Origin of the sequence: Rhodococcus sp. BH5 (assembly GCF_027583855.1) — a bacterium.
Lineage (GTDB): Bacteria > Actinomycetota > Actinomycetes > Mycobacteriales > Mycobacteriaceae > Rhodococcus_F > Rhodococcus_F qingshengii.
Genome location: NZ_JAJHVW010000004.1, coordinates 1 through 22428, shown reverse-complemented (window position 1 = coordinate 22428; position 22428 = coordinate 1). Strand labels below are relative to the sequence as shown.

Here is a 22428-nt window from a genome sequence, read left to right as displayed (position 1 = left end):
CCGTTACAACTCAGCTGCTACGACGCCTGCGGGCGATGTCCGCCAGGACGACTCCGGCGGCAACCGAGGCGTTGAGCGACTCGACCGGACCGGCCATCGGAATCGACAGGATCGCGTCGCAGTTCTCGCGGACGAGGCGCGAAAGGCCCTTGCCCTCGGAACCGACCACGATCACAACGGGACCGCTGCCGTCGAAATCGTCGAGAGTGGTGTCGCCCTCGGCGTCGAGACCGACGACCTGAACACCCTTCGATGCCCAGTCCTTGAGCGTGCGGGTGAGGTTGGTTGCCCGAGCAATCGGCAAACGAGCGGCAGCGCCGGCGCTGGTGCGCCAAGCGACAGCACTCACGCTCGCGCTACGACGCTCCGGAATCACGACGCCGTGTCCACCGAAAGCTGCGACCGAGCGCACGACGGCACCCAGGTTGCGGGGATCGGTGATGTTGTCCAGCGCGACGAGCAGCGGCGGCTCGGCATGCTTGCGTGCCTCCGACAGAAGATCGTCCGGGTGCGCGTAGCGGTACGGCGGAACCTGCAGGGCGATGCCCTGGTGAAGACCGTTGGCGCTGAGGCGATCCAGATCGGTGCGGGGGACCTCGAGGATCGAGATGCCGGCATCCGCAGCGAGCTGAACGGATTCCTTCAGTCGATCGTCGCTCTCGGTGCCGACGGCGACCCACAGTGCAGTCGCCGGAACGCCGGCGCGTAGGCACTCGACCACCGGGTTGCGTCCGAGCACTGTCTCGGGACCGTCGAGAACCTTGCGGCCCGGACCCGGACGGCCACCGCGGCCCTGCTTCTCGTCGGCACGTGCGGCGCGCGCTGCACGCTTTGCCGCGGGATGCTTGGTGCGTGCCTCGGCGGGCGGCGTAGCGCCACGCCCTTCGAGACCGCGACGGTGCTTACCGCCGGAACCGGCAACCTGGCCCTTCTTGGTGCCGCCCTTACGGACTGCGCCGCGCCTGCTCGAGTTTCCAGCCATTGTTACTGCCCTGCCTTAAGGGACCATTCGGGTCCGTCGGGAGTATCGGTTACTTCGATACCCGCCTTGATGAGGCGATCGCGAACCTCGTCCGCCACCGCCCAGTTCTTTTCCGTACGTGCCTGCTGCCGACGATCGAGATCGGCCCGCACCAACACGTCCAAAGCTTCCATTGCCGTCTCGGTGTCGCCACCGGACTGCGTCCAATGCTCGTCGAGTGGGTCGACGCCCAGGATCGCGAGCATGGCCCGCACCTGGCCGGCAGCCACCCGAGCCGCGTCGAGATCACCGGCAGCGAGCGCGGAATTACCCTCGCTCGCCTTGCCGTGAATCTCGGCCAACGCGATCGGCACCGACAAGTCGTTGTCGAGAGCCGCCGCGAAACCTTCGGTCCACGTACCGAGTTCGACGCCGCCCGCACGCTTGTGTGTGCGCAGGACGAACGACTCGAGCCCCTGGTAGGACTTCGCACTTTCGTCCAACGCCTCGTCCGAGTACTCGAGATTGGAACGGTAGTGCGCACTACCGAGGTAGTACCGAAGTTCTTGCGGACGAACCTTCTTGAGCACGTTCGGCACCGAGAGAACGTTGCCCAACGACTTGGACATCTTCTCGCCACTCATCGTGACCCAGCCGTTGTGCAACCAGTACTGAGCGAAATCGTCGCCGGCGCACTTGGCCTGCGCAATTTCGTTCTCGTGGTGCGGAAAGACGAGATCGCGTCCACCACAATGGATGTCGAATGCCGCCCCGAGATAGAACTCCGCCATGGCCGAGCACTCGAGGTGCCAGCCCGGACGGCCGGGTCCCCACGGTGTCGGCCACGAGGGCTCACCGGGCTTGACGGCCTTCCAGAGGGTGAAGTCGCGAGGATCGCGCTTGCCCTCGGCCGCACTCTCGCCCTGATGAACGTCGTCGAGTTTGTGGCCGGACAGTGCGCCGTACTCGGGGTAGCTCTGCACGTCGAAGTAGACGTCGCCGCCCGCCGCGTACGCGTGGCCGTTCTCGATCAGGCGTTCCATCATCTCGACCATCTGCGTCACGTGACCGGTGGCCCGCGGCTCGATGGACGGCGGCAGCACACCCAGTTGGTCGTAGGCCCACGTGAACGACCGCTCGAACGTCGCCGCCCACTCCCACCAAGGTCGACCGGCGCCGGCGGCCTTGTTGAGAATCTTGTCGTCGATGTCCGTCACGTTGCGCACGAAGGCAACGTCGTTGCCGTGCGCCAACAGCCAGCGACGCAGCACGTCGAAAGCGACGCCGCTGCGAACGTGTCCGATGTGAGGATCACCCTGAACTGTCGCCCCACACAGGTACACCGATGCATGTCCGGGGGCCAACGGAACAAAATCCCGAAGGGCCCGCGTACCGGTGTCGTATAGGCGCAGGGTCACGACCAGCGATCTTACCTGTCGTGTTCGGTTGTCATGACCAACGCGGTGGCCATGGCGGCGATCCCCTCGCCTCGACCGGTCAAGCCGAGGCCGTCCGTGGTGGTCGCGGACACAGAAACAGGCGCGCCCAGTATCTCGGAAAGCACCTTCTGCGCCTCGTCGCGACGCGGCCCGATCTTCGGACGGTTGCCGATGACCTGCACCGCGGCGTTGCCGACGGCGAACTGGTTCTCTTCGAGCAGTCGGCGAACCTCGGCAAGCATTCGAGCGCCGCTCACGCCGTCCCATTCGGGCCTGCCGGTGCCGAAAACCGAACCGAGGTCACCGAGGCCCGCCGCAGAGAGCAACGCGTCACACAGCGCGTGGACGGCGACATCGCCGTCCGAATGGCCCGAGCACCCGTCTGCTTCCTCGAACAGCAACCCGGCCATCCAGCAAGGACGACCGACCTCGATGGGATGAACATCCGTGCCGAGACCGACGCGCATCTAATTTCCGTCCTGTGAATCCGCACTCAACGCTGTCTCCGAGCTCAGGAGCGCCCGTGCAAGGACCAGGTCGAGCGGAGTGGTGATCTTGAAGGCGAGAGCGTCGCCGGGAATCGTCTGCACCGAAACACCGAGACGCTCGACCAGAGCGGCGTCGTCGGTCGCGGCGACGTCACCGGCGTCGTACGCACTGCGCAGGACGTCGGTGGAGAATCCTTGGGGAGTTTGAACCGCACGCAACTCCGAACGCAGAGGCGTACCGGTGACTGCGCCGAGTACGTCGACCGACTTGATCGTGTCGGTAACCGGAAGTACCGGGATGACAGCGGAGCTGCCGGCCCGGAGAGTTCCGACGACGCGCGCGATCAACGCCGGCGGTGTCAATGCCCGTGCGGCATCGTGCACGAGTACAAAATCTGCGTCGCCGGCAGCGCTGAGGCCGGCTCGAACCGAATCGGTTCTTTCGGCACCACCGCCGACGACGTCGACGTCCGCTGCACGACCGAGGTCGGCTACGACGGATTCGACCAGTTCAGGCGGCACAATGACAACAACGCGGTCGATCGCTCCGGATTTCCGGAGTCCATCGACCGCGCGTGCAAGCATGGTGCACCCACCGAGTTCGACAAATGCCTTGGGCAATTTCTCGCCCAATCGCACTCCCCGACCTGCGGCAGGTACCAGGGCTACTACTGCCACTGTCAGCTTTGTTGTGTTGCAGTCAGGACGCGGCCGCGAGGACCTCGTCGAGAATGGTCTCTGCCTTCTCGGTGTCAGTGCCCTCGGCGAGCGCGAGCTCTCCGACGAGAATCTGACGAGCCTTGGCGAGCATGCGCTTCTCACCAGCGGAAAGTCCGCGGTCCTGCTCACGACGCCACAGGTCACGAACAACTTCTGCAACCTTGTTCACGTCACCTGAGGCAAGCTTCTCGAGATTTGCCTTGTATCGACGAGACCAGTTGGTGGGCTCTTCGGTGTGCGGTGCTCGCAGAACCTGGAAAACCTTGTCGAGGCCTTCTTGGCCGACCACGTCACGAACTCCGACGTACTCTGCGTTGTCTGCAGGAACCCGTACTGTGAGATCGCCTTGAGCGACCTTCAGAACCAGGTACTCCTTCTGCTCACCCTTGATGGTGCGGGTTTCGATAGCTTCGATCAGCGCCGCACCGTGATGGGGGTATACGACGGTGTCTCCGACCTTGAAAATCATGTGTCCCGTGCCCCTTTCGATTCCACTAGTTTAACACGTGAAAGAACCGACCACTCATCAACTGTGCAGGTCAGGGGCATCCTTGCTCGAGCGTAGGGGTTGACAGGGCTTGTTGTACGTGCATTCAACTGGTCTGGAGCACCCCTGCGTAACGGACTGAAAGCCCACGCAGACAACCGTTGTGGCGACCCGACGGCCAGCCCGCGGGACCTTATCTACTACTCTGCCTAGTGGAGTGCGAACCTGACGCCGTGGAGGACAAATCGTGACTGCTATCCGTAAGCCGACTCGTCGAGTCGCTACCGCCATTGCACTGGCTGCAGGCGCAGCCATCGCGCTGTCCGCTTGCGGTTCCGGACAGGTGAGCCAGACCGCCGTCCAGCAGGCCGCCGTGAACGGCAACAGCGCCGACCTCGGTGAGATCGCACTGCGCAACGTGCACATCGCTTACCCCTCGTCCGAGGAGTACAGCATCGAGCCGGGCGGCAACGCCGTGCTCGCGTTCACCGTCGTGAACGACAGCGCCGAGACCACGGACAAGCTCGTCAGCATCACCACCGATTACGCAGCACGCGTCATCGCAGGTGAAGAGGTAGGTGGCTTGACGATCAAGCCGCAGACGTCGCTGCAGGCCGGTCAGTTGCCCGCAGGCGAAGGCGCCGCGACCGAGGCCGAGACCCAGATCAAGAACAACGAAGAGAACGACGACGCACCCGCTGCGCTCTCTCTCGTCGTTCTGCAGGACATCAAGGCAGGCGTTCGCCCCGGCTTGACCGTCCCGATCACCTTCAAGTTCGAGAAGGCCGGATCGGTCACCGTCGACGTACCTGTCGACGCCGGCCCGCAGCTCGAGCGCAACGAGTCGGACAAGTCGCCCGACGTTGCAGAAGCTGGGCGCTGAGCCTCGAATTATCAAGGCGCACAATGCGCCTCGCAGAACAACTTCAAAATCACACTAGAGGCGGGGTCCATGTCGGACCCCGCCTCTAGTCTGTCCCGGTGGCCAAAGTGAAATCGAACTACCGCTGCTCCGAATGCCAGTCGGTAGTGCCCAAGTGGGTCGGTAGATGTCCGGACTGCGATTCGTGGGGCTCGATGACCGAGGTCGCCGTAGTGGCACCCGTCGCCAGTCGCGCCGGCGCCTCACTCGCCAAAGCAGGATCAAGCGCCGTGCTGCCTACGACGCCGGCCACGCCGCTGACACAGATCGACAGCACCTCGACGCAGGCCAAACCCACGGGGATCGGTGAGTTGGACCGCGTCCTCGGCGGTGGCGTCGTACCGGGTTCGGTGGTGCTGCTCGCGGGCGAGCCCGGCGTCGGAAAATCGACGCTACTTCTCGAGGTCGTCTACCGCTGGGCGATGCGCAGCGCGGATGATCGAGCGTTGTACGTCACGGGCGAGGAGTCTGCCGGTCAGGTTCGACTTCGGGCAGATCGCACCAACTCTGTCCACGAACGGATGTATCTGGCGGCCGAATCCGATCTCGCGACCATCCTCGGCCACATCGAGCAGGTCAAACCGACACTGGTCATCGTCGACTCGGTGCAGACCATGCTTGCTGCCGACGTCGACGGGGTCGTCGGCGGCGTGACTCAGGTCAAGGCCGTCACCAGCGCCCTGACCTCCCTGGCCAAGGCCAGTGGAATCCCGGTGCTTCTGATCGGCCACGTCACCAAGGACGGCGCCGTCGCCGGTCCGCGCTCGCTCGAGCATCTCGTGGACGTGGTTCTGCACTTCGAAGGTGACAAGCACTCCACCCTGCGCATGGTCCGCGGCGTGAAGAACAGATTCGGTGCGGCCGACGAGGTCGGATGCTTCGAGCTGAGCGAGCAGGGCATCAACGAGATCAGCGATCCGTCCGGCCTGTTCCTGCATCACCGTGAAGAAGCTGTGGAAGGCACTGCCGTCACCGTGATGATGGACGGTAAGCGACCTCTACTCGGTGAAGTTCAGGCGCTCGTCGCCGCCACGCCGCTACCGACACCTCGCCGAGCCGTCAGCGGGCTCGACACCGCCCGTGTGGCCATGGTTCTGGCCGTGTTGGAACGCCGCGTCGGAGTGTCGATCTCGAAGGCCGACGTCTACGCCGCGACCGTCGGCGGTATGCGGATGACCGAGCCGGGTGCCGATCTGGCTCTCGCCATTGCGGTCGCTTCCGCCGTGAAAGCCAAACCCGTCCCCAAGGGACTCGTCATCCTCGGCGAGGTCGGACTCGCCGGGGAGGTTCGACGGGTTGCCGGGGTGAACCGACGGCTGATCGAAGCTGCCCGACTGGGATTCACCAGCGCCATCGTGCCGGTCGATTCCGGCCCGAACATTCCCGGCATGCGCGTCAACGAAGTAGCGAATCTGGCCGAGGCACTGGCCTACGCCGGATTGATGGGCGGCAAACAAGCCCCGTCTCGCCCCAAGCTCACGCCGGTGAAGTGATCGTCCCTCGGCCGACTACCTCGTCAGACCGACGAGGTGCCGAACGGGGACGTCGGTTCGCCGTCCACGAACTCCTTGGTCTTGGCGAAGTGTTCCGAGGTGATGGTCAGGAACAGTCCCCGGGAGGTTCCCACCACCGTGTCCGGATCCGCTGTCGGACCTTCGACGATCACCGCTTCTGCACTGGTGTAGACCTTGCGGCGTACAACGCCGTCGATGCGAGCCCGGAATTCGAGCACCGATCCCAACGGGATCGGCCGGGCGAAGTCGATCTCGAGGTGCCCGGTCACCACCGGCGAGCCGAGAGCCATACATGCCATACCTTGAGCCTCGTCGAATGCCGTCGACAGAATGCCGCCGTGAATGACACCTGGACCGCCCTGATACTTCTTGGCGACCTCCAGACGACCGGTCACTTCCAGTCCGTTACCAGCCCTGAAACTCATCGCCATTCCCGCAGGCTGGTCGTCGCCGCAGCCGAAGCATTTCGACCAGTGCTGAGGCAGCTTCTCGCCGGCGGCCGGAAAGAATTCGACCGGCTCCGGGACAGTCAGGTCATCAGGCAGGGTCCAGGTACTACTCATGGGAATGGGCTTTAACGCCACCATCTGGACCACCCGCAGGCTCAAGTTGACCGCCGTAGCTTAGCCACATCAAGTCATAACCAAAAGTGTCAGCAATCCTCTTAAGGTTCCCCAGTAGGTCATGGGAATCCCTCCCCTTCTCCATGTGACCCCAGACGCGCGGCGTAATGCCGCATGCAAATGACGCCTCGTTTATGGAGAGGCTCGTCGTGCCTCGGATTTGACCCTGCTCCGACCGGATGAGTACGAGCCGGTTCGGCAGGGAATCGACCGGGCGTCGACTGCGGGGGGATTCATGTGCAGCTGTCATGCACAGAATGATGCCACCGCCTAGGCATGTTTGCAACACTTTGTTACGTGACGAGCTGCACATAGGCGAACTGGCATGCATGTGTCGCGTTGACATTCCCATGTCGCAATGCGACATTTCTTCCCATGGCAACCGCAGCACGTGAACTCATCGAGTCGCGACTTACCGGAACAAGCCTGGCCGCATTCGTATCGCAGCGCCGCCGCGCAGGAGCAGGTTGGCGGCTCCTCGCAGACGAGATCAACGACATCACCGGATACCCGGTCTCGCATGCAACATTGCGACGTTGGTTCCCAAATGCACCGCAGCGCAAGGAACTTCGGCCAGAGCCTCACCGATTCAAGCCGCACAACACGATGGCTTCCTGATTAGTCCACCCCACAAAAAATGCCCGCCCGGTCTCTCACCACCGGACGGGCCATCCCCCAGAAAGGAACTCTGATGCGTGATTCTACGGCACCACTACAACCGCTTCATCCCATTGAGGTGATTGCGATGGCGCACGACATACTCAACTGTGCAGTGACGCGCGACATCCTCGCCAGTTTTCCAATCGATCGAAGCCCTGAAGATCGTGTCGATCGACTTCCCCGGGCCCAAGAAGATGATCTCGCGAGCATCCCTGGTCGGACTACTTCGCACACGTTCGAGGTGCTGCTCGAATGCGCTCTTGACATCGAGACTGACCTTTCCGAACTGCGATACAGCGTCGACAACCGCGTCCGCTACCACTTCACCACCCACGTCTACAACAACGGCGACATTGAAAGCATCATGGGCGCAGTCATTGAGCACAACGGCAACCCCGTTGTCATCGACATCGAAGACCCAGTTGTATTCAACGCGGTCCTGCGCAATTGCGACGGCCCGTTGCGCGATCGCATTCGAGTCGCCTGCCAGGTCGTTCGCATCCTTCGCGATGCGATTTGCCTTCTCAGCCTCCCTGACCGCATCAGAGGCCGAATCGGCACCAGCCTTCGCAATGCGGTTCGCGTCCTTGGAGAGCTTGTAAGCGCGGACCGCGACGAACAGTCCTACGCCGCCGACAATGAAGCCGCCCCCGCCGAGTACCGCAGTGATGACCGCAAAGACGATCTGCGCTCCGTCCACGAAACTTCTCCTTCTGTTGTTGATGCTGGCGCTCACAGCGTAGGAGAAGGCGACGTCGCGGGGGTTGAGCACACAGCCCCCGTGACCGACGCCCGACTGCTCGACGCCTACCTCGATGGCGGTGCGGCATGAGCACTCTGACGAACATCCCCGTTGCCGACACCCCCGGAATCCTCGCGGCCGAGATTGACGGTAAGGCGATCGCCGCATTCCGTCCGATCGTCGACATGCTCGGCATGGCCTACTCGGCGCAGCTCCAGAAGCTGAAGGCGAAGTCGTGGGCAGTCGTGTCGAAATTCAACACAACTGGAGCGGACGGCAAGACGTACGAAATGGTGGGCGTCGATCGCAAGACTCTTACGATGTACCTCGCCACCCTCGACGAGAACCGCGTCAAGGATGAGGTTCGTCCAATCCTCATCGCACTCCAGGCCGAGGCCGCCGACGCCCTCGATGCCTACTTCAACAAGGGTGCAGCGATCAACCCTCGCGCCGACGAGCATCAGATCAACGCGCAAATCTTCCAGTCCCGAGCGCGCATGGAACTACTTCAGGCCGCGAAGGGTTTGATTCACCCTGACCATCTCGAAGCGAAGGCGCGCGTCCTTATCGCCTATGGACTCGGTGAGGGTGCCCAGCTCGATCCCGCACGGACACCGTTGTACTGCAAGGACTTCCTCGCGTCGAAGAATGCTTCCCGCGCTCGCATCTCGTCCATCGCCAGCCAGTTCGGCAAGAAAGTCAAGAAGGCGTACATCGAGGCGACTGGCAACGAGCCGAAGAAGTATCCGCTCACCTTGCCGAACGGACAGACCCGCGAAGTTCTTGCGTACACCGAAGCGGATCGTCCACTGCTCGAACAGGTTTGGTCCGAGCACTACGCCCCGTTGACCCTGGTTTAGGAGACTCAGATGCCAAATTCTACGGCACCACACAACCCCCTCACCCACGACGACGTGCGCGCCATCGTGAGCGAGGAGATCGACAAGGCTTTAGTTGCGAGATTCGAGCGCGGCAAGTCTGTGACGAAGCTCGATGACCTCAACCTCCAAGGCTCCGGCAAGGATTACTGCACCCATTGCGGCAGCAGTCAGCGCCTGAGTATCCCGTCCGTTCAGGCTCAAGTTGTCGATGACCCGTTTGAGCTTCTTCGCACGAACGGCTTCATTGGGGATGTCCTTGCTTCCGTCGAGGCTCACAAATCTTCTCCTTCTGTTGATGGTGTTGGCACACACAGCGTAGGAGACGGGCAGGTTGCGGGAGCTGAATCGGCTCCCGCAACCGACGCCGACAACCCCCTTGCTTACGGCGACATACGAGCCATCCTGGGGGAGGGAATTCAGTCAGTCCTGGCCACCCTTGGATTCGAGATCGATCACTCGCCGCTCCAGTTCGGCAATGATGTTGACGAGCGCCTGCATGGGCGGGTCAGCGGGACGCGCGGGAGGGCTGCCGATTCGGAAGTTGGCAAGACTGGCCCCGGCCTTGTTCGCGGAGGCCTGCAGTCGCCGAGCCAGTGGGAATTCCTCGGGAATGACACTGTCGGCGCTGTACTCGGTCACAATTCTTCTCCTTCAGTAGTTGGAACTAGCACCGCAACTGTAGGAGACGGGCAGGTCACGGGGGTTGAAACAGCAGCCCCCGTGGCCAATGCCGGAGTCGATCTCGTCCACATTGACCTCTCCAACCAACTGCGCACAGCACTTCAGGCGGAGAGTGCAGCCAGGCGCGATCACCGATCAGCTCGCATCGCACATCAAGCGGCGTCAAGGAATCTCGAAGACGCCGAGCGTGCCGTCGAGGCTGTGCAGTCCAAGATCCGCAAGCGCGTCGCTGGCGGTGCGGCATGAGCGCCGACCTGAACCTCTTCAATCAGGATGACGACGAGTCTCCGTTCGACGCAATCCGTCGCATCCGCCCGGACGGTACCGAGTTCTGGTCGGCACGCGACCTCATGCCACTGCTCGGCTACCCGACCTGGCAGCACTTCCTTCCCGCTATCGGTCGGGCTCGCTCGTCTGCTGAAAATCAAGGCCAGGACATCGCCACCCTTTTCACGGTTGACCGTGAAAAGGGTGGAGGCAGACCGCGTGAGGATTTTCAGCTTGCCCGCTTCGCTTGCTACCTCGTGGCCATGAATGGTGATCCTCGCAAGCCTGCAGTCGCGGCAGCCCAGGCCTACTTTGCCATCCGCACCCGCGAGGCCGAGGTTGCCCCGAAGCCCGCAGCGCTGACCGGACCCGAACTCCTTGCGCATGCAGTCATCGAAGCCCAAGCCATGATCGCAGCGAAGGATGCAGTGATCGCCGTCCTCGAACCCAAGGCCATCGTCGCTGACAAGATCCTCGACGCGACCGGGGACTACGAAGTCGCCGACGCCGCAAAGGTCATTTCACGAGCAGGTGCCGTCACTGGCCGCAACCGACTCTTCAACGACCTGAACGAACGCGGTTGGATCTACCGACACCAGGGCGACGGCAAGTGGCGAGTCCGACAAACGGCACTGAACACCGGATACATGGCCGAGTTGCCGCAGTCGCACTACCACCCGAAGACCGGCGTACTCGTCCTCGATCCCCCGCAGCCCCGCGTCACCCCCAAGGGTATTCAGCGAATCCTCAAAGATTACGGAGTGCAGCGATGACCAACACCCTCGCCTACGACGGAATCCCCATCGCAATCGTCGAACGCGTGAAGCCTGCCCAGAAGTCCGACCGCAACTACGGCGGCTACTTCCGATTCGTATACGTCGGCGGCGGAACGGATTCCGCGTACGGCGACGAACTCCACGTCTTCGAATCCGAACGATTCAGCTCTGCCCCCTAAAGCCCCGGTGGCGTCACCCCAGTAAGACCGTTACCCGGCCCAGATGACCGGAAGTCGGCGCCACCGGCCCAATCTCTCCCATTCATTCCCCCAAGACAGGACCCTCCGCGATGACGCATGTCCAAAACCCCATTCATCTCCCTCCATTGTCCGAGATTCGTGAGCCCGAGATCGCCGCTGAGGTCTGGCGCAATCACGTCGCGATGGAGATTCAGAGTGACCCCGAGCAGTACACGCGCAACCACGGCATCGACATCGAAGCGGAAGCCCTCGCGGCCGGCCAGCTCGCACGTCGCGACTTCCACGATGAGCCTGAAACTGATCCCGAGGTTGCCGAGTTCACCACCGAGGAAGTCCAGGCAGTTGCCAACGACATGCGGTCAGCGCTCCTGACCTGGATCACATGCCTTTCTCTCGCAGCGTTTTTCGGATTCGTTATATGGGCTTCATGGGTGTCGGCATGAAGTCCCTCCGTTGGTTCGACTGGATATTCGTCGTCGTTACGACACTCTCGGCCATCCTGTCGCTGATCGCAACTCATTGGAACACCGCAGTCATCACGGCCTGCATGACGATTTTCTATGTGTCGCTCCGCATCGAACAGGCAACGTGTCGCGATTTGCTCACCGAAAATGCGATTCTCCGCGCAGTACTTCATATTTCGATGACCACCGGGGGGAAGAGATGAAAGACCTCCGTGCAATGGCCGAGGCCCTCGACGCGCACGCACTCGATCTCGCCGAGGCGGACGACTACGAGGGCGCGAAGTTGGTCATCGAAACCGCGATGGCATTCGAGGCGCGGCACCGTCAAACCCTCGACGTTGGATGGCCGAAGTCATGAGCGACCTCGATGCCGAGGGTGTCATCTTCGAGATCGTCGAAAACCTACCCAAGGTCGAAGGTTTCGGCCCCTGGACTCAAACGCCGATGGACACCTTCGCGAACGCAAAGGCGCTCGGCCTCGCTACCGCATACATCGAGATCACCACTCCCAGTGGCGACGACTCGATGATCCACCTCGTTGCCGACGAGGTCGCCACTCAGCTGCAGCACGCTCCCGAATTCGGCGCCGCAATGGATCACGCCTACGACATGACCGACCACAAGAACGGAGTGTGACATGGCAACCCCCACAGACGGATACCAACACCTCGACCTCGGCGTGGACCCATTCTCCGAGGAATGCCTTCCCGCCGATCCTGATCCCTTCCATGAGTACGACCCCCGCGACGACGGACCGGAGTGGCAACGATGAGCGAGCACACAGATGGATTCAACCGAGTCGTTACGACCCGTGAAGGCAACAAGATTCGCGTCGACTGCTATCGACTCACCGTCGACGTCGCCAATTCAAAGGAAACCTGGCAGCACGTCTATGGCGGTCTCCATCCCATCGAGGTCATGACAGGAGTGAATCAATGACCGCACCAACCGAACCCGGCGTCTACGACGGAGTTCCCGACACCGCCTACCACGCCGACCGAAACTCCCTCTCGTCATCCGGTGCCCGCAGCCTCCTTCCTCCGTCCTCGCCCGCCAAGTTCCGCCACAACCAGGACCACCCGATCTTCAAGGACGAGTTCGACTTCGGTCATGCCGTCCATAAAGAGGTACTCGGCGTCGGCATGAAGATCCTCGAAGTCAAGGCGAACGACTGGCGCACCAAGGCCGCTCGCGACGCCAAGGAAGCCGCCCACCAATCGGGCAAGATCCCCCTCCTGACCAAGGATCTGGAGAAAGTCCACGCCATGGCAACAGCAGTGCGCGAGCACCCGACTGCCGCCCAACTGCTCAGCAACGGCAAACCGGAACAGTCGCTCTACTGGCGAGATCAAGCCACCGGAATCATGCGCCGAGCCCGTCCCGACTGGATGCCCAACCCCACCGGTTCCCGAATGATCCTCGTTGACTACAAGAGCGCGAACTCCGCCGACAAGGACGACTTCGCCAAGTCTGCAGGAGATTACGGCTACCACTGCCAGGCCCCCTGGTATCTCGATGGCGTACGAGAACTCGGACTCGACCCCAATCCCGCCTTCCTGTTCGTGGTCCAAGAGAAGGAAGCGCCCTACCTGGTGAACGTCGTCGAGCTTGCACCCGACGCACTCGAACTCGGCAGCCAACTGAACCGAATCGCCATCGAGAGCTACGCGACCTGCATGCAAACAGGCATCTGGCCGGGCTATGGCGATGACATCAAACTCGTCGACCTCCCGCCGTGGATCTACAACCGAAACGAGGAACTCACCAATGTCCAGTCCTGAGCGATACCAGCCTGTAGCCCAACCGCCGGCGCCGAGGACCGCAGTCAGTCAGGCGACGGCGATCGAGCAGTCGCGAGCGGTCGCCGAAGTCCAGGCCGCAGTCGTGGTGGCACAGAACATGCCTCGCGACATGCAGCGCGCCGAAGCCGAGATGCGTGATGTGTGCGGTCGCCTCTCGATGGCAAACCACGCGTTCTACGACGTGCCCAACCGTGGCACCGGCCCAACGGTGCACCTCATGCGAGAACTCGCCCGGGTCTGGGGAAACATCCAGTACGGCGTCCATGAACTCAGTCGCGACGACGAGGCCGGGCACTCTGAGATTCAGGCATTCGCATGGGATGTGCAAACCAACACTCGTTCGACCCGTACGTTCATCGCCCCTCACGCCCGCATGGCCAACAGGCAGCGCCGCAAACTCACCGACCTCGGCGACATCTACCTGTCGAACCAGAACGTCGGCGCACGCGCTGTCCGCGAATGCATCTCGACGGTCCTGCCTCGGTACTTCACCGAAGAAGCTCAGGATCTCTGCCGAGCAACACTTGAAAAGGGCGAAGGCAAGCCATTATCCGAGCGCGTCTCCGACATGGTCAGTGCATTCGCGAGGATCGGAATCAAGGTCGAGCAGCTCGAACAGAAGCTCGGACTGAGCAAGGGTTCCTGGACGGCCGCGAACGTCGCCGACATGGGCATCACGTTCGTCTCGATCACCCGCGACGGCCTCGACAAGAACGAAGTCTTTCCGCCCGCACGCGTAACTGCAGACGAAGTCAAAGCCGCCTCAAATCCCGTTGCAAAACCGGACACTGCGCAGGTCAGCGCCCCGACAATCCGAGAGCGTCTCATCGCAGCTCTCGTCCGCGAAGGCAAGGCCGACGAAGCCGAGCAGTTCGGCTACCTGTCTGGCGAGTTCAAGAAGAACGTCACGGCATTTAGCGATCTGACCGACGGCGAGATGACCGAGATGACCGAGTTCCTCGAGGCTGAGCAGGCGAAGCAGGCCGCGTCATGACTGCGTCCACAGCCGAAGAGGTTCTGGCCAACATTGCGACAACGGCGGAGAACTACTTCCGCTCTAAGCATGGACTGGCAACGAAACCGAAGCCAAAGCCTAGGCGCATTCGCACGGTGACCTACGAAAAAGTCAGCGAGAGCGGCGGATTCATCAGGACGCACCGCCGGTTCACCACTACCACCCCAGACGGCGGCTGGATCGGCGAAGGCGAAGAGATGTCCAGCAGACCTATAAGCCCCACAACAGAAGGAGATTCACAGTGACCGAGCAGAACCCCCTCATCGAGGAAGCTCACGTCAAGTTCGCAGGCTCGTCGGCCGAGATGTTCGAAATGGAGGAGGTCGACACCAAGGTCGTTTTCACCGTCATGGGAACCATCAAGGGCGACTCCCGCGAAAAGCAGACCAATGGCGTCAAGCGCACGATGACGGTCAGCATCACCAAGGTTGTCAGAGGCGTCAGCGAGGCGATCTACGAAGGCGATGAGGAAGACCCCAGCCTCTTCGATTCCGAGCCCTCTGACGACCACGAATCCCCCTCGAACGTCGTTGGCATCGGCCAGGGACCACAGTTCTCCGCTGGCGACTAGCCAACCCCCGCAGTAGATCCCTGGGCCGCCGTCGTATTGGCGGCGGCCCGCCTATGCACAGGAGTTATCCACAATGAGCACAGCTAATTTCGATCCCGCTCTCGTTGAAACGCTCTCCCATCTCGCATGGGAAGCCTCGCAGCAGTCCGCGTACACCCGCTGGCAGGACACCGAGTCCGATGATGATCAGCCGTCGGTGATCGGATGGGAGGACCGCACCGAGGAGCAACGTGATGACACCCGAGTTGGCGTCCGTTCGATCCTTCGCGGACTGCGCAGGCGCGCCCTGTTCCCGGCAACCGAACCCGCCGAGGCAACCACCCAATCCGCCGATGGTGACTGCTTCGAGGTCTGTGAAGGGCATCCGGTCGAGACGCCTGATGCTGCTGGCACCCCGATTGAGTTGACACTCGGAACTGATGAGATCACCGAGCCGTGGTCGCAAACTCAATTCGCGGTCATGAGCGAAGTCGGTGACCGGGTGTTCGAAATCGATTGGGATCGTGGCGGTACCGAGGAGGCTCTCGACTGCATCGTCGGTGGCCGACTGGTCACCCGCGATGTTCACTACGGCGCTTGGAAACTGGTCGACTCGCCCGATCCTGACCCCGCCCCTGCTGTACCCGCCGAGGAGGAGACGAAAGCGGAGGTGCCGACCAAGTTCCGCAAGAAGCCCGTCGAGGTAGAGGCGATGCAGTGGGACGGTGGATATGAGACCGCCGACGCGCTGTGGGAGTGGACTCAGCACGTTACCTCCCGCAAGGAAGATGGCACACCGCACATGGTCGCCACCGACTTCATGGTCCTCGGCGAAGATGACTCTTACGAGGTATTCAACTGCTACGACGAGGATTTGGAGCCGATCCCCGGCAACGAGGTCGACCAGCGACGCAGCGAAGGCTACAGCGCCGTCATTCACGATCGGCTGCACGACACCTGGGTGAACGTGCGTGAGGGTGACTGGATCATCAAGGGCGTCCGGGGCGAGTTCTACCCCTGCAGGCCTGACGTGTTCGCCGCGACCTATGACGAGGTGTCGTCGTGACCGCGCCTGATCCGAGGAACGTATGCCGCGAGTGCGACGAGCCCGTGGACGCCGACGGAATCGCCCTAGGTGAGTGTCCGGCCGGGAGAGCGACATGCGACGCCTGCTACGCCTGCATCTGCGACGGGAGCTGCTGATGACCAACACCTTTGATGCAGGGCTCACCGACACGTGCGACAACTGCATGCGGCCGATCAGATTGATTGAACACCGCTGGCGGCATGACTACCCGCTCTACCATGGCTATCTGACGTGCGACTGGTGGCTCACGTTCTGCCACGGACTCGAAGCAACTCCAGGCGGTGCGCTATGACTGATCCGGGGTTGACCGACCTCATCGCAGCGCACAAGATCCAACTCTTTGGCGTCGACGGCCCGCACTATCAGGCAGAGACGGAGTACGACGGATGCCTGTGCGGATGGCAAGGGGCAGAAGAAGACCATCCCGCGCATGTGGCGTTGGTGGTGGAGCAGCACACCAACGGGCGGATGGCGGAGTTGGAAGCGCGGATCACCGAAGCGCAGTCCCTCTGCCATGACACCGGGCGCTACAACGCGGCACGGCAAAAGCATTGGAACATCAGAGTCTTCGCGTGTGACGTACTCGCGGCATTGAAGGGCCGCGCAGCTTTGGAAGGGGAACAGCAATGAGCGAATACAGCCAAGCGATAAGGGAGCTCGCGACGCGAGACCTGATCGACTGCGGATTGACGGCTGAACAGGCCGAAGAGTTGGTGTCGGACGCCGAAGCACTAGGGCGTCGCCTCGCCAAGCCTTCCGAGGAGTCGTTGTGAGTGAGATCCGATCACAGGCCACACCCGCGAGAGACGAACTGGCCGAGAAGGTATTCGACCTACTTGTCACAGCCGAGAGTATGGGTGAGCAGCGCAGAAACGTCATCGCCCACGGAATCGCAATGGGCCTGGAAGACGCTGGCTGGTCGAAGCCTCGCACGGTGAAGTTCAGTGAACTCGGTTCGCTGCCAATCGGAGTAGTCATCCGTAACAACGAAGGCGGAACCATCGCCGTCCGCGAATCCGAAAAGGACTGGTTCATCCCTGGATTGGACTACGAGATCGAACTCTGGGAACTCGAAAACCCCGAGGGCGAGGACTTCACCATCCTCTTCACTCCAGGAAGCACGGGATGACCGCCGACCGATGCCCAGTGTGTTGCCGATCCGTCGCGATTGCAGACGACCGCAGCACGTGCCGGCACCGCGACACATTGGGCAATACGTGCCCCATGTCCGGGCATGAAATCCCGATTTCAATAGATTTCGACCGAAAGGAGTCACGAGATGGCCGTCTCCAAGAGACTCAGATTTGAAGTGTTACGCAGAGATTCATACACCTGCAGGTACTGCGGAGCGTCTGCACCCGACGTGAAGATCGTCGTCGATCACGTCATCGCCACAGCCCTTGGCGGTAGCGATGATCCATCGAACCTCGTTGCCGCATGCTTCGATTGCAACTCCGGAAAGAGTGCCACCCCGGTCGATGCTGCAACCGTCGCGGACGTCAGCGAGAAGGCACTCCACTGGTCGATCGCAATGGAGATGGCAGCAAATCGTCGCGCCGACAGCGAGTCTCAGAAACGCGCCCGAAACGAACGCTTCGAGACGGAGTGGATACTTGCAGCGCCACATCAGTTTTCGTCAACTCAGCTGCCGATTGACTGGCGTTCGTCGCTCGACCAGTTCGCTCGCGCCGGATTGTCTGATCGGGACATGATCGAGCTGATCCCCAGGGCGATGGGCGCAGCGACGGCCAACAAGTGGAAGTACTTCTGCGGGTGCTGCTGGACTGTCGCGCGGGAACTGCGCGAACAGGCACAGGAGCTCGTGGAGCTGATTTCGACCATGGGAGACGAGTGATGTGGCCTGGCAGCTCGTCAAAGAGGTTTTCGATACAGCCCCCGAGTGGATGGCCCCGACGGAGCGGCTCGTGCTCCTGGCGCTCGCCGAGTGGGCGGACGCTGGCGACCGTACCTGCTGGCGCACAGCAGCTGAACTCGCCGGGCGAATCGGGATCTCCGAGGAAGGTTTGCGCAAGTCGATTCGCAAGCTCGCCTCCTTTGGCATCGATCCTCGACTTCCGGTCGCTTTCAAGTCGGACGGCAGCCCAGTCTTCGCGTACCGAGGGAGGGCGACGACATTCAAATTGCCCTACCTCACCGCTGCCGTCGCTCCTGGCAAAGCTGGTACTGCAGTCCCACCATTCAGCTCGTCCACACCCTGTGGATAACTACTCTCACACCCTGTGGATAACTCGTCCGAACGGCTCGAGAAAGGTGGGACTGTGGTCCGGAAAGGTGGGACTGCAGTACCGCGAAGGTGGGACTGTGGTACCACCCAGTCCTTCCGAACCCAAAAGAAACCAATCTTTTAGCGCGGGGTCGATTGCGAGTTGTGCACAGGTGGGTGTCCCGTGATGAGAAATCCATCCATGGATCAGGAGATGGAGCAGCGGCTCGCGCTCACGGTTCGTTGCCGTCATTGCGGCTCTCGCCCGAACGAGGTGTGCACCACGACAGACCTCCACGGCGTCAAGCATCCGTTGGTCAACTTCCCGGCACATCTCAACCGAATTCGCCACGCAGAGCGTCAGCAGCGTTTGAATGCCGATCGGGCACAGGAGCCCAACCTTGCTCCTCCAAGCCGCCCTGAGGGCAACCAGGCGGCAAAAACCGCTATCGAGGGATCGGAGCGAGAGCGGTGACGGGGCAATGGCGTGCGGTAGTCGGCTACGAAGGCATCTACGAAGTTAGCGACCTCGGCGAAGTTCGAAGTGTGAGTCGCACCGATGCGCGGGGTCACCGACGAACGGGACGACTACGGGTTGCCTACCCCTCAGTCAGCTCGGGACACCTGACCGTCACCCTCTACAAGCGCGGTCGCCGTAGCACGAAGTTTGTCCATCGCCTCGTGATCGAGGCGTTCACCGGACCAAGACCAGATGGCATGGAGGCATGTCACAACAACGGCGTTAGGACCGACAACCGAGCAAGCAACCTCCGCTGGGATACGCGGTCGGCGAATCAGCGTGACGCAGTCGCGCACGGAACGCATGCGCAAGCCGCCAAGACGAAATGCCCTCACGGTCACGACCTTCGGGACCCGAATCTCTGCAATTACGGAAGGCGCTCAGGTTCTCGTCCGTGCCTGGCTTGCAACAAGGCTCGCCGCTACATCGCACACAGCCGGCCGCACCTCGATTTCCAGGAAACGTCCGATCGGTTCTATCGGCGAATTATGACCGGCGAATTCACGCAGAGGAGCCTTGAATGCACATCGTAGGCTTGGACCCCTCTTTGACGGCGGCCGGTGTAGCAATCCTGAGCCATCCGAAAAATGCTGACAGCCCGAATATCCCGAAGCTCAACACCGTCGGCGTGAGCGGGTCAGAATCGGCGACCCTCGCCGAGCGAAGCATCCGGATCGTCGACCAACGCGATCGCATCATCCGTTCGATGCCCCCGAGCGTCTGCCTCGTCGTCATCGAAGCGTTGCCGTTCAGCGCTCCGAAGTTCGCAGGTCTCTACCAGGAGCGATGCGCGCTCTACTACGCGCTCGTCGAGTTCCTGGCGCGTCGAAAAATCCCGGTCGTCGAGGTGAGCGCGACCACGCTCAAGAAGTACGCAACGGGCGACGGCAGGGCGGACAAGCGCGAGGTCGTCAACGCCATGCGTGATCTATGGCCGCACGCGAGGGTCCGCAACGACAACGAAGCTGACGCGCTGGCACTCGCGACGATGGGGGCAATGCGTCTCGGCTGGCACGAACCCGAAATGGTGCACCACTTTTCGCCGAATGTGAACTGGACAGGAGTGAAGCGATGATCTGGCTACGGGTGATTCTCATCGTCGCAATCGTGATCATGATCGTGATCATGATCGCCTGGGCGCTATTGGAATTGAACCTCCGATCGACCACCAAGCGTCTGGAGGCTGCCGGAGTGACCTTCGAGGCACTGACCGGACGAAAACTGGAACCAGAACTTGCGACCGATCAATTCGAGGCGTGGACACATTGCCCGAGTTGCGGCGAATTCGACTGTCATGCAATGCGAGAACCGCTTCCATGGATTCGCCAAGATTGGCTCGCCTGGAACAGTGGTCGAACGGCATGGATTGAACGCAACACGTGGACGCAAACGATCACGTCGTGGGGCGGGCACACGTCCAGGGTGATTGACAGCGCGCCCGAATATCCGATCGCAGAACCAGTCAACGAAACACGGTTCGCAACAATCCGAATCTGCAAGTGCGGCAAAGAATGGGGGCAGAAATGAGCGACATCATCGACGAGATCGACGCGCTGGTCGACGAGCAGCTCAGCAGCTACAGCCAGCGAACTGGATACGACTACAACGCGTCTCAAGATCGGTGCTGGCACTGCGGCGAGGACTGGCACGGGCTCAAGATCACTGCACGCATGGAAGAGATGCGTCGGGTGTATCAGCAAGAGTCTCGCCGGTTGGAGTACCTCGGTGAAGGTGAAACGGGCTACGCCGAATCGGTGATCGATCCTGACTATCGCTACGCCGACGACGACAGCGAAGTTCTCTGCCCCGGATCGAATTTCATCGGCCCGTGGGCGACGAAGCGGCAGATCGAGCGGATGCGTTCGAGTGAGTTGAGCTATCTCGATGTCGGATGGATTGAGCCTCAGGCGCTGTCGAATCCGTACACGCTCGACAGTCTCATGCGATTGAGGTCGGAGTTCTTCGGTAGAACGCGCCCGAATCCGTTCGTGCAGATGCGAGAACCTGGTGACCCCGGCATCGAGAGTGAGCCGTGGAGAGCGCAAGACGACAGATACATGTACGCATTCCCTCAGCGCGTCATCCTCGGCGTCGGCCCCATTGAGGCTGAACGCATTATTGCGAGAGAGCAGGCGGTCCGGGGAGTTGAGGCCGCGCAGGTGATCATCGACGAGGGCAGGCCGTACAGGTACGGCGAAGACTTCTCGTTTGTGAGCCCGACGATCTCTCCCGAGATGCAGTTCCCAAGGGAAGGTCCATATGCCGCGAGCAGATCGCTGAACCGGATGCAATACGTGATCAATCGGCTCCGTGACCTTGGCGTACTCGACGAACCGGTCACCGTGCGCAGGTGGCTAGCAGGTGACCCCGAACCCGACACTCGCACACCACAAGAGCGCGCACTGCCTCGTCCGAGCACGACACCGCCGATGTGGGCCGTGCAGGTTGGAAAGCAGCGCAGAACTCGCACCAATTCACGAAGGAGGCACCGGTGATCGTTCACAAGTCGACTACTGGTCTCTATCGGCCACTTTGGACGGTCTGGACGCAGAATCGAGGTATAGACCGAAGGCGTTCGGCCGTTTTCGGTCCCGAGCGATTCATCGCCGAGGGCAAGCTCGAAATCGGCAAACTGCGTGGCGGAGGTCGAGTCTCATGACAACGGAATGCAACAACTGTGGGCGCACAGTGAACGAGAACCTTGCATTGTGTGGCGAGTGCCTGGAATCCCTTCGGGCGGAATTGCGTCGAGTGCCGGGTCTTGTGTCGGACATGACCATCACTCGGGCACGTCTCGATCGAATGAGTAGCGGCCTGGTTCGAGGAAAGAGCGCTGAAACGGCCCTGCCGATCCGGCTGGACAAGTTTGACCGCCGGCCAACTCAGTTCCCGCTCGATAGTCTGACGAACGAAATCACGACCTGGGCAAGGCTTGTTGCCGATGAAACTGGACAACTCGACGGACTCAACGCTGCGTTGGAAAGTTTCGAATTTCGACAGTCCGTACACGCACAACGCCATCGCAAACATGATCCGGCATGGCTCTCGACCGAGACTGCGCTCGACGCCGAACTGGCCGCCATCTGGCTTGCTGATCACGCGGGCTATCTCGCATGGATGCCTGCCATTGCCGAGATGCACGACGGCATCACCGACGCGATTGCTCGGTGCCGCAGAGCGGTCGACCGACTTCCCGAGTTGTCGTACAAGGGACCGTGCCCGCACGCGGGTTACGACGAGGAGCGGCAACCGTTCACCTGCTCGGCCGACCTGTACGTCGAGCGCGGCGAGGATTACGTGAGCTGCCCGCGCTGCTGGACGCATCATCGGGTGAGGGATCTGGAGCGGGATCGACTGTCCGAAATCGACGACCGGCTGTTCACCTTGCCGGAAACGAGCCGACTA

38 protein-coding genes and 1 pseudogene are annotated in these 22428 nt (G+C 61.6%); 31 read left to right on the top strand and 8 right to left on the bottom strand.

Features of this window, described 5'->3' with window-relative positions; all coding sequences use genetic code 11:
- Nucleotides 1-10: 10 nt before the first annotated feature.
- Genes rlmB through carD form a run of 5 tightly spaced genes read right to left on the bottom strand, consistent with a single transcriptional unit; the run spans nucleotide 11 to nucleotide 4077 of the window.
- Nucleotides 11-982 carry a 23S rRNA (guanosine(2251)-2'-O)-methyltransferase RlmB gene (gene rlmB, locus RhoBH5_RS11850; protein WP_003945749.1) on the bottom strand — a complete coding sequence of 324 codons (972 nt, stop codon included), beginning with the start codon at nucleotides 980-982 and terminating at the stop codon, nucleotides 11-13.
- A gap of 2 nt (nucleotides 983-984) precedes the next feature.
- The gene (cysS, locus tag RhoBH5_RS11845) at nucleotides 985-2379 is read right to left on the bottom strand and encodes a cysteine--tRNA ligase (protein ID WP_003945830.1); all 1395 of its coding nucleotides are present in this window, start codon (nucleotides 2377-2379) and stop codon (nucleotides 985-987) included.
- A gap of 11 nt (nucleotides 2380-2390) precedes the next feature.
- Complete coding sequence (ispF, locus tag RhoBH5_RS11840) at nucleotides 2391-2867, bottom strand: 2-C-methyl-D-erythritol 2,4-cyclodiphosphate synthase (protein ID WP_003945901.1); 477 nt, start codon at nucleotides 2865-2867, stop codon at nucleotides 2391-2393.
- Nucleotides 2868-3566, bottom strand: coding sequence for a 2-C-methyl-D-erythritol 4-phosphate cytidylyltransferase (gene ispD / locus RhoBH5_RS11835; RefSeq protein WP_039972758.1), 699 nt, complete (start codon nucleotides 3564-3566; stop codon nucleotides 2868-2870).
- A gap of 22 nt (nucleotides 3567-3588) precedes the next feature.
- On the bottom strand, nucleotides 3589-4077 hold the full coding sequence (carD, locus tag RhoBH5_RS11830; protein WP_003945666.1) for an RNA polymerase-binding transcription factor CarD: 489 nt from the start codon (nucleotides 4075-4077) through the stop codon (nucleotides 3589-3591).
- 265 nt (nucleotides 4078-4342) lie between these two features.
- On the opposite strand from carD, the gene RhoBH5_RS11825 reads away from it, so the two are divergent.
- Together RhoBH5_RS11825 and radA are read left to right on the top strand one after the other, a co-directional pair.
- The gene (locus RhoBH5_RS11825; protein WP_270008334.1) at nucleotides 4343-4978 is read left to right on the top strand and encodes a hypothetical protein; all 636 of its coding nucleotides are present in this window, start codon (nucleotides 4343-4345) and stop codon (nucleotides 4976-4978) included.
- Nucleotides 4979-5076: 98 nt separating this feature from the next.
- On the top strand, nucleotides 5077-6510 hold the full coding sequence (gene radA / locus RhoBH5_RS11820) for a DNA repair protein RadA (RefSeq protein ID WP_003945739.1): 1434 nt from the start codon (nucleotides 5077-5079) through the stop codon (nucleotides 6508-6510).
- 23 nt (nucleotides 6511-6533) lie between these two features.
- On the opposite strand, the gene RhoBH5_RS11815 is transcribed toward radA, so the two are convergent.
- Nucleotides 6534-7094 carry a PaaI family thioesterase gene (locus RhoBH5_RS11815; RefSeq protein WP_003945494.1) on the bottom strand — a complete coding sequence of 187 codons (561 nt, stop codon included), beginning with the start codon at nucleotides 7092-7094 and terminating at the stop codon, nucleotides 6534-6536.
- A 435-nt stretch (nucleotides 7095-7529) separates the two neighbouring features.
- Here RhoBH5_RS11815 and RhoBH5_RS11810 point away from each other — a divergent pair, with 435 nt between their 5' ends.
- The 3 genes from RhoBH5_RS11810 to RhoBH5_RS11800 all read left to right on the top strand — a co-directional run bounded on the left by RhoBH5_RS11810 (nucleotide 7530) and on the right by RhoBH5_RS11800 (nucleotide 9416).
- Nucleotides 7530-7772 carry a hypothetical protein gene (locus tag RhoBH5_RS11810; protein WP_270008333.1) on the top strand — a complete coding sequence of 81 codons (243 nt, stop codon included), beginning with the start codon at nucleotides 7530-7532 and terminating at the stop codon, nucleotides 7770-7772.
- 73 nt (nucleotides 7773-7845) lie between these two features.
- Entirely contained in the window at nucleotides 7846-8646 is an 801-nt protein-coding gene (locus tag RhoBH5_RS11805; RefSeq protein WP_270008332.1) for a hypothetical protein, read from the top strand.
- The gene (locus RhoBH5_RS11800; RefSeq protein ID WP_270008331.1) at nucleotides 8643-9416 is read left to right on the top strand and encodes a phage antirepressor N-terminal domain-containing protein; all 774 of its coding nucleotides are present in this window, start codon (nucleotides 8643-8645) and stop codon (nucleotides 9414-9416) included. The genes RhoBH5_RS11805 and RhoBH5_RS11800 overlap by 4 nt, the downstream gene beginning before the upstream one ends.
- 90 nt (nucleotides 9417-9506) lie before the next feature.
- Here the strand turns inward: RhoBH5_RS11800 and RhoBH5_RS11795 are convergent, their stop codons facing one another.
- Nucleotides 9507-9713 carry a hypothetical protein gene (locus RhoBH5_RS11795; protein WP_270008330.1) on the bottom strand — a complete coding sequence of 69 codons (207 nt, stop codon included), beginning with the start codon at nucleotides 9711-9713 and terminating at the stop codon, nucleotides 9507-9509.
- Nucleotides 9714-9857: 144 nt separating this feature from the next.
- Nucleotides 9858-10076 carry a hypothetical protein gene (locus tag RhoBH5_RS11790; RefSeq protein WP_270008329.1) on the bottom strand — a complete coding sequence of 73 codons (219 nt, stop codon included), beginning with the start codon at nucleotides 10074-10076 and terminating at the stop codon, nucleotides 9858-9860.
- An 81-nt stretch (nucleotides 10077-10157) separates the two neighbouring features.
- Between RhoBH5_RS11790 and RhoBH5_RS11785 the strand changes: the two genes are divergently transcribed.
- The 26 genes and pseudogenes from RhoBH5_RS11785 to RhoBH5_RS11670 form a co-directional block, all read left to right on the top strand.
- Entirely contained in the window at nucleotides 10158-10364 is a 207-nt protein-coding gene (locus tag RhoBH5_RS11785) for a hypothetical protein (protein ID WP_270008328.1), read from the top strand.
- Complete coding sequence (locus RhoBH5_RS11780; RefSeq protein WP_270008327.1) at nucleotides 10361-11158, top strand: phage antirepressor KilAC domain-containing protein; 798 nt, start codon at nucleotides 10361-10363, stop codon at nucleotides 11156-11158. Before RhoBH5_RS11785 ends, RhoBH5_RS11780 begins: the two co-directional genes overlap by 4 nt.
- Nucleotides 11155-11340 carry a hypothetical protein gene (locus RhoBH5_RS11775; protein ID WP_270008326.1) on the top strand — a complete coding sequence of 62 codons (186 nt, stop codon included), beginning with the start codon at nucleotides 11155-11157 and terminating at the stop codon, nucleotides 11338-11340. Before RhoBH5_RS11780 ends, RhoBH5_RS11775 begins: the two co-directional genes overlap by 4 nt.
- Before the next feature lie 110 nt (nucleotides 11341-11450).
- Nucleotides 11451-11804 carry a hypothetical protein gene (locus RhoBH5_RS11770; protein WP_270008325.1) on the top strand — a complete coding sequence of 118 codons (354 nt, stop codon included), beginning with the start codon at nucleotides 11451-11453 and terminating at the stop codon, nucleotides 11802-11804.
- Nucleotides 11801-12028 carry a hypothetical protein gene (locus RhoBH5_RS11765; protein ID WP_270008324.1) on the top strand — a complete coding sequence of 76 codons (228 nt, stop codon included), beginning with the start codon at nucleotides 11801-11803 and terminating at the stop codon, nucleotides 12026-12028. Before RhoBH5_RS11770 ends, RhoBH5_RS11765 begins: the two co-directional genes overlap by 4 nt.
- Nucleotides 12025-12183 carry a hypothetical protein gene (locus tag RhoBH5_RS11760; RefSeq protein ID WP_270008323.1) on the top strand — a complete coding sequence of 53 codons (159 nt, stop codon included), beginning with the start codon at nucleotides 12025-12027 and terminating at the stop codon, nucleotides 12181-12183. Before RhoBH5_RS11765 ends, RhoBH5_RS11760 begins: the two co-directional genes overlap by 4 nt.
- A complete protein-coding gene (locus RhoBH5_RS11755; protein WP_270008322.1) occupies nucleotides 12180-12461 on the top strand; it encodes a hypothetical protein in 282 nt (93 codons plus the stop codon). The genes RhoBH5_RS11760 and RhoBH5_RS11755 overlap by 4 nt, the downstream gene beginning before the upstream one ends.
- A gap of 1 nt (nucleotide 12462) precedes the next feature.
- Nucleotides 12463-12597: a hypothetical protein gene (locus RhoBH5_RS11750; protein WP_270008321.1), complete on the top strand. Its 135-nt coding sequence runs from the start codon at nucleotides 12463-12465 to the stop codon at nucleotides 12595-12597.
- Nucleotides 12594-12764: a hypothetical protein gene (locus RhoBH5_RS11745; RefSeq protein ID WP_270008320.1), complete on the top strand. Its 171-nt coding sequence runs from the start codon at nucleotides 12594-12596 to the stop codon at nucleotides 12762-12764. Before RhoBH5_RS11750 ends, RhoBH5_RS11745 begins: the two co-directional genes overlap by 4 nt.
- Entirely contained in the window at nucleotides 12761-13606 is an 846-nt protein-coding gene (locus RhoBH5_RS11740) for a PD-(D/E)XK nuclease-like domain-containing protein (RefSeq protein WP_270008319.1), read from the top strand. The genes RhoBH5_RS11745 and RhoBH5_RS11740 overlap by 4 nt, the downstream gene beginning before the upstream one ends.
- Entirely contained in the window at nucleotides 13593-14621 is a 1029-nt protein-coding gene (locus RhoBH5_RS11735) for a hypothetical protein (RefSeq protein WP_270008318.1), read from the top strand. Before RhoBH5_RS11740 ends, RhoBH5_RS11735 begins: the two co-directional genes overlap by 14 nt.
- Entirely contained in the window at nucleotides 14618-14887 is a 270-nt protein-coding gene (locus RhoBH5_RS11730; protein ID WP_270008317.1) for a hypothetical protein, read from the top strand. The genes RhoBH5_RS11735 and RhoBH5_RS11730 overlap by 4 nt, the downstream gene beginning before the upstream one ends.
- Nucleotides 14884-15213, top strand: a complete 330-nt coding sequence (locus RhoBH5_RS11725; RefSeq protein ID WP_270008316.1) for a hypothetical protein — start codon at nucleotides 14884-14886, stop codon at nucleotides 15211-15213. The genes RhoBH5_RS11730 and RhoBH5_RS11725 overlap by 4 nt, the downstream gene beginning before the upstream one ends.
- A gap of 73 nt (nucleotides 15214-15286) precedes the next feature.
- A complete protein-coding gene (locus RhoBH5_RS11720; protein WP_270008315.1) occupies nucleotides 15287-16258 on the top strand; it encodes a hypothetical protein in 972 nt (323 codons plus the stop codon).
- A gap of 136 nt (nucleotides 16259-16394) precedes the next feature.
- Complete coding sequence (locus RhoBH5_RS11715) at nucleotides 16395-16571, top strand: hypothetical protein (protein ID WP_270008314.1); 177 nt, start codon at nucleotides 16395-16397, stop codon at nucleotides 16569-16571.
- On the top strand, nucleotides 16568-16909 hold the full coding sequence (locus RhoBH5_RS11710) for a hypothetical protein (RefSeq protein ID WP_270008313.1): 342 nt from the start codon (nucleotides 16568-16570) through the stop codon (nucleotides 16907-16909). The genes RhoBH5_RS11715 and RhoBH5_RS11710 overlap by 4 nt, the downstream gene beginning before the upstream one ends.
- Nucleotides 16906-17052 (top strand): hypothetical protein, encoded by a 147-nt coding sequence (locus tag RhoBH5_RS11705; protein WP_270008312.1) that lies wholly within the window; start codon nucleotides 16906-16908, stop codon nucleotides 17050-17052. The genes RhoBH5_RS11710 and RhoBH5_RS11705 overlap by 4 nt, the downstream gene beginning before the upstream one ends.
- Nucleotides 17049-17408 (top strand): hypothetical protein, encoded by a 360-nt coding sequence (locus RhoBH5_RS11700; RefSeq protein WP_270008311.1) that lies wholly within the window; start codon nucleotides 17049-17051, stop codon nucleotides 17406-17408. The genes RhoBH5_RS11705 and RhoBH5_RS11700 overlap by 4 nt, the downstream gene beginning before the upstream one ends.
- A 150-nt stretch (nucleotides 17409-17558) precedes the next feature.
- A complete protein-coding gene (locus tag RhoBH5_RS11695; RefSeq protein WP_270008310.1) occupies nucleotides 17559-18134 on the top strand; it encodes an HNH endonuclease in 576 nt (191 codons plus the stop codon).
- A 49-nt stretch (nucleotides 18135-18183) separates the two neighbouring features.
- Nucleotides 18184-18504 carry a helix-turn-helix domain-containing protein gene (locus tag RhoBH5_RS32675; RefSeq protein WP_442972458.1) on the top strand — a complete coding sequence of 107 codons (321 nt, stop codon included), beginning with the start codon at nucleotides 18184-18186 and terminating at the stop codon, nucleotides 18502-18504.
- A gap of 186 nt (nucleotides 18505-18690) precedes the next feature.
- The gene (locus RhoBH5_RS11690) at nucleotides 18691-18978 is read left to right on the top strand and encodes a zinc finger domain-containing protein (RefSeq protein ID WP_270008309.1); all 288 of its coding nucleotides are present in this window, start codon (nucleotides 18691-18693) and stop codon (nucleotides 18976-18978) included.
- Nucleotides 18975-19556 (top strand): NUMOD4 motif-containing HNH endonuclease, encoded by a 582-nt coding sequence (locus tag RhoBH5_RS32670; RefSeq protein ID WP_442972456.1) that lies wholly within the window; start codon nucleotides 18975-18977, stop codon nucleotides 19554-19556. The genes RhoBH5_RS11690 and RhoBH5_RS32670 overlap by 4 nt, the downstream gene beginning before the upstream one ends.
- Nucleotides 19544-20098, top strand: coding sequence for a crossover junction endodeoxyribonuclease RuvC (locus RhoBH5_RS11685; RefSeq protein ID WP_270008308.1), 555 nt, complete (start codon nucleotides 19544-19546; stop codon nucleotides 20096-20098). The genes RhoBH5_RS32670 and RhoBH5_RS11685 overlap by 13 nt, the downstream gene beginning before the upstream one ends.
- Nucleotides 20095-20550 carry a hypothetical protein gene (locus tag RhoBH5_RS11680; RefSeq protein ID WP_270008307.1) on the top strand — a complete coding sequence of 152 codons (456 nt, stop codon included), beginning with the start codon at nucleotides 20095-20097 and terminating at the stop codon, nucleotides 20548-20550. Before RhoBH5_RS11685 ends, RhoBH5_RS11680 begins: the two co-directional genes overlap by 4 nt.
- Nucleotides 20547-21518, top strand: coding sequence for a hypothetical protein (locus RhoBH5_RS11675; protein ID WP_270008306.1), 972 nt, complete (start codon nucleotides 20547-20549; stop codon nucleotides 21516-21518). The genes RhoBH5_RS11680 and RhoBH5_RS11675 overlap by 4 nt, the downstream gene beginning before the upstream one ends.
- A gap of 277 nt (nucleotides 21519-21795) precedes the next feature.
- Nucleotides 21796-22428: pseudogene (locus tag RhoBH5_RS11670) on the top strand (hypothetical protein); the annotation flags it as partial.

Coding starts and splice junctions, on each gene's coding strand:
- RhoBH5_RS11735 (WP_270008318.1), top strand. CDS start 13,593: ATGTCCAGTCCTGAGCGATACCAGCCTGTAGCCCAACCGCCGGCGCCG.
- RhoBH5_RS11740 (WP_270008319.1), top strand. CDS start 12,761: ATGACCGCACCAACCGAACCCGGCGTCTACGACGGAGTTCCCGACACC.
- RhoBH5_RS11805 (WP_270008332.1), top strand. CDS start 7,846: ATGCGTGATTCTACGGCACCACTACAACCGCTTCATCCCATTGAGGTG.
- rlmB (WP_003945749.1), bottom strand. CDS start 982: ATGGCTGGAAACTCGAGCAGGCGCGGCGCAGTCCGTAAGGGCGGCACC.
- RhoBH5_RS11710 (WP_270008313.1), top strand. CDS start 16,568: ATGACTGATCCGGGGTTGACCGACCTCATCGCAGCGCACAAGATCCAA.
- RhoBH5_RS11745 (WP_270008320.1), top strand. CDS start 12,594: ATGAGCGAGCACACAGATGGATTCAACCGAGTCGTTACGACCCGTGAA.
- RhoBH5_RS11690 (WP_270008309.1), top strand. CDS start 18,691: ATGAGAAATCCATCCATGGATCAGGAGATGGAGCAGCGGCTCGCGCTC.
- RhoBH5_RS11775 (WP_270008326.1), top strand. CDS start 11,155: ATGACCAACACCCTCGCCTACGACGGAATCCCCATCGCAATCGTCGAA.
- RhoBH5_RS11765 (WP_270008324.1), top strand. CDS start 11,801: ATGAAGTCCCTCCGTTGGTTCGACTGGATATTCGTCGTCGTTACGACA.
- RhoBH5_RS11750 (WP_270008321.1), top strand. CDS start 12,463: ATGGCAACCCCCACAGACGGATACCAACACCTCGACCTCGGCGTGGAC.
- RhoBH5_RS11730 (WP_270008317.1), top strand. CDS start 14,618: ATGACTGCGTCCACAGCCGAAGAGGTTCTGGCCAACATTGCGACAACG.
- ispF (WP_003945901.1), bottom strand. CDS start 2,867: ATGCGCGTCGGTCTCGGCACGGATGTTCATCCCATCGAGGTCGGTCGT.
- RhoBH5_RS11780 (WP_270008327.1), top strand. CDS start 10,361: ATGAGCGCCGACCTGAACCTCTTCAATCAGGATGACGACGAGTCTCCG.
- RhoBH5_RS11720 (WP_270008315.1), top strand. CDS start 15,287: ATGAGCACAGCTAATTTCGATCCCGCTCTCGTTGAAACGCTCTCCCAT.
- RhoBH5_RS11675 (WP_270008306.1), top strand. CDS start 20,547: ATGAGCGACATCATCGACGAGATCGACGCGCTGGTCGACGAGCAGCTC.
- RhoBH5_RS32675 (WP_442972458.1), top strand. CDS start 18,184: ATGGCCCCGACGGAGCGGCTCGTGCTCCTGGCGCTCGCCGAGTGGGCG.
- RhoBH5_RS11685 (WP_270008308.1), top strand. CDS start 19,544: ATGCACATCGTAGGCTTGGACCCCTCTTTGACGGCGGCCGGTGTAGCA.
- RhoBH5_RS11695 (WP_270008310.1), top strand. CDS start 17,559: ATGGCCGTCTCCAAGAGACTCAGATTTGAAGTGTTACGCAGAGATTCA.
- carD (WP_003945666.1), bottom strand. CDS start 4,077: ATGATTTTCAAGGTCGGAGACACCGTCGTATACCCCCATCACGGTGCG.
- RhoBH5_RS11815 (WP_003945494.1), bottom strand. CDS start 7,094: ATGAGTAGTACCTGGACCCTGCCTGATGACCTGACTGTCCCGGAGCCG.
- RhoBH5_RS11705 (WP_270008312.1), top strand. CDS start 16,906: ATGAGCGAATACAGCCAAGCGATAAGGGAGCTCGCGACGCGAGACCTG.
- RhoBH5_RS11715 (WP_270008314.1), top strand. CDS start 16,395: ATGACCAACACCTTTGATGCAGGGCTCACCGACACGTGCGACAACTGC.
- RhoBH5_RS11755 (WP_270008322.1), top strand. CDS start 12,180: ATGAGCGACCTCGATGCCGAGGGTGTCATCTTCGAGATCGTCGAAAAC.
- RhoBH5_RS11800 (WP_270008331.1), top strand. CDS start 8,643: ATGAGCACTCTGACGAACATCCCCGTTGCCGACACCCCCGGAATCCTC.
- RhoBH5_RS11810 (WP_270008333.1), top strand. CDS start 7,530: ATGGCAACCGCAGCACGTGAACTCATCGAGTCGCGACTTACCGGAACA.
- RhoBH5_RS11680 (WP_270008307.1), top strand. CDS start 20,095: ATGATCTGGCTACGGGTGATTCTCATCGTCGCAATCGTGATCATGATC.
- RhoBH5_RS11760 (WP_270008323.1), top strand. CDS start 12,025: ATGAAAGACCTCCGTGCAATGGCCGAGGCCCTCGACGCGCACGCACTC.
- RhoBH5_RS11770 (WP_270008325.1), top strand. CDS start 11,451: ATGACGCATGTCCAAAACCCCATTCATCTCCCTCCATTGTCCGAGATT.